At 62.8% G+C, this 3,001-nt stretch carries 3 protein-coding genes; 1 reads left to right on the plus strand and 2 read right to left on the minus strand.

The genetic code is table 11. The features are described from left to right. Both MAXJ12_RS07340 and MAXJ12_RS07345 read right to left on the minus strand, forming a co-directional pair. On the minus strand, positions 1–346 hold a 346-nt coding region (locus MAXJ12_RS07340), incomplete at its 3' end, for an arginine deiminase family protein (RefSeq protein ID WP_008835168.1). A 25-nt stretch (positions 347–371) separates the two neighbouring features. Beyond that, positions 372–1,805: a basic amino acid/polyamine antiporter gene (locus MAXJ12_RS07345; RefSeq protein ID WP_008835169.1), complete on the minus strand. Its 1,434-nt coding sequence runs from the start codon at positions 1,803–1,805 to the stop codon at positions 372–374. 615 nt (positions 1,806–2,420) lie between these two features. Between MAXJ12_RS07345 and MAXJ12_RS07350 the strand changes: the two genes are divergently transcribed. Further along, a partial coding sequence (locus tag MAXJ12_RS07350; protein ID WP_008835170.1) for a hypothetical protein occupies positions 2,421–3,001 on the plus strand: 581 nt, incomplete at its 3' end.

Genomic DNA, 3,001 nt, shown 5'->3' on the forward strand with positions numbered 1-3,001 from the left:
GGTCGCGGCTGGACAGTCCTTCGAGGTAGGTGCGGATTTCATTGACCAGTTCGAGCCCGACCTGGTTCGGCACGATCTGGTTGTCGAGGATCCATTTCTTCGCCTCCGGCACCGCCACGGTCTCGGCAAGCAGATTGTGCATCTCGACGACGTCGACGCCGCGATCACGCATCTTGGTGATGAAGTCGAAATGGTCGCGCTTGGCGACGTCGACCCACAAGACGTCGTCGAACAGGAGGGCGTCGCAGTTGCTCGGCGTGAGCCGCTGATGTGCCCGGCCCGGCGCGCAGACCATGACCTTGCGCAACTGGCCGACCTCGGAGTGCACGCCAAATTCGGTTCCCATGGTAAGGCTCCCTGTATTTTGCTGGTCACGGCGTGATGATGCCGGTCGCGAGCCCGTAGGCGCCGGCTGCGCCTGCGAGGACGGTGATGCCGAAGACGGCGAGTTCGACCGGGGTGAAGAGTCGTGCATTCTGTTCGCGGCGGGCCCAGAAATAGAGAATTGTGCGGGGCACGAAGAGCACTGCCACCAGCAAGACGTATTTCAGGCCGGCGGCAACGAACATGAACAGCGTGTAGATGACCGCCATCCAGGCGAAGATCTGGTCGCGAGCGCGCTCGCCTGGCGCGTCCTCATAGCCTGCGCCGCTGCGCGCGAGTAGGACGCCATAGCCCGCGACAAGCAGATAGGGCAAAAGCGCGGTCACGCTGGTCATGTCGAGCATAAAGTTGAATGCGTCGCGCGACCAATAGGTCGAGATGACGAACAGCGAGACCACGATGTTGGTCAGCCACAGCGCGTTGGCGGGAACCCGGTTGCTGTTTTGCGCAGAGAAGAGCTTCGGCATGTCTTGCGACTTGGCGGCGGCAAACAGGACTTCCGCGCAAATCAGCGACCAGGCGAGATACGCCCCGAGCACCGACACGAGCACGCCGATGGAAATCATCACTGCGCCCCAGTGGCCGACCGCAAGTTCGAGCGCGCCCGCCAGGGAAGGGTTCTGCACCCCGGCGATCGCCGAGCGCGGGGCGGTCGCATAGGGCAGCAGCGTAACAGCCACCATCAGGCCGGTCACGCCGACAAAGCCGAGGATGGTGGCGGCGCCGATATCCGCACGCTTCTTGGCAAAGCGTGAATAGACGCTTGCACCCTCGATGCCGATGAATACGAACACCGTGATCAGCATGGTGTCGCGCACCTGCGCCAGCAGGGTCTTTTCCGGCATGTCGACGCCGCCGAAGAAGTTCTCGGAAAACTGCGAATAGTTGAAGAAGAGGATGAAGGCGAGGATCGCCACGATGATGGGAACGATTTTGGCAATAGTGACGATCATGTTGAGGTGGGTCGCCTGCTCAACCCCGCGCAATATCATGAAGTGGAACGCCCAGATGCCGGCAAGCGACACTATGATGGCGATCGCGCTGCTTCCGTCGCCAAAGGCTTCAGGGAAGAAGAAACCGAGCGTGGAGCCGATCAGCACCCAGTAGAACACGTTACCGAGGCAACTGCCGAGCCAGTAACCGAAAGCCGACAGGAAACCCATGTAGTCGCCAAAACCGGCCTTGGCGTAGGCGAATACGCCGGAGTCGATGTCGGGCCGCCTCTCGGCGAGCGTCTGGAATACGCGCGCCAGCATGTACATGCCAGTGCCGGCAATACACCAGGCGATGATGGCGCCAAACGGACCGGTCGCTGTGGCGTAGCGGCCGGGCAGGTTGAAGATGCCGGCGCCGACCATCGAACCGACGACCATGCCGGTCAGAGCCAGCAAGGAAAGCTTCTGATCGGTTTTGTCGGTCATATGGTAGCTCCGCGCGTAGCCTTCCTGCCGAGAGTTCGAAGGTAGCTACTATATACTCTTCGGGAGCCATCGATGGCGACGTGATCGCAATGCGATCGCTCCTCGACCGACAAGAAGACCATAGCTGGCTCGAAACAGCCTGCATTCGAGACCACGCTATCTGCCGCCGCCAATGCAACTGGTGACATCTTTCCCGTGCAATGACGGCAAGTTAATCTACCATGAGGCGAGCATTACTCAAGACCTTCTCAGCTTCCAAATTTGTAAGTTCCACTTATGAGAACAGACAGGTCACCGAGTAACCACGGTATCGTAGGGCACCGCGTCGTTGAACACGCATCGTCGCCGTGTGCCCCGCATGGCAAGTCTGCATGTTCCCATTATACCGCTAAAAGCCGCCAGTCCGGTCCCGGCCCCATTGCTGCCATCCGGAAATCGTGTCCCATAAGCTGCTGCTGGCGCAAGCGATCCGCCACTCCCTGTCACCATCTGTCAGCAGTCTTTCTCCGACGTTTATCCCCACCCCATTCGCCGCGCGCATAATCCCCGCACCGCCCCCGCGGAAGCCCTGGTCCGGACCGGGGATCAGGGGAGGGCGGGCGAGGGGAGGCGGCGATGGACTGGAGTGCAGCGATCGAGAAGCACTGCGAGGCGCTGACGCACATCGTGGCGACGCTCGTCGCCATGGCCGGCCTCGGGGGACAGCTTGCTTTCCTCCCGCAGGAAGGCGCGTCGCCTCGAGGTTCGGCGCAGGCGGAAAGCAAACCGTCCCAGGCGCTGCCGCGCCATCTCCGCCTCGCCGTGCTGCGGCTCCTGCGTCCGGCAGAGTCCGCCACGCGGCGGCTCATCATCGCGCTGGCGCGCGGGCTTGTCGTGACACTGCCGCCGCCGCGCAAGGCCCCGCAGGCAGGCAAGTCAAAGGTCGTTCCGACGATCCTGAGCAACGGTGTCGGAACCGGCATTGTGATGCCTTCCGCGATCCCAGGCGGCTCCTCATCCGCCCGCGCCGCGCCACGCGCGTTGAGCCTGCCGCTTTTCGATCCGCTGCAGCGTTCGTTCCGCCTGCGCCGGCCGCAGCAGAACGGCGTGCCGCGCATCTCATTTCCCGGCTTCACCCAGCCGTTTCCCGTAGCAAGCCGCCGCCCGCCCGCGCCCGACGATGCGGTCGATTCGGGCCGTCTTGGCCGCCGGCTCCC

It is taken from the genome of Mesorhizobium alhagi CCNWXJ12-2 (genome assembly GCF_000236565.1).
Classification (GTDB): Bacteria; Pseudomonadota; Alphaproteobacteria; order Rhizobiales; family Rhizobiaceae; genus Allomesorhizobium; species Allomesorhizobium alhagi.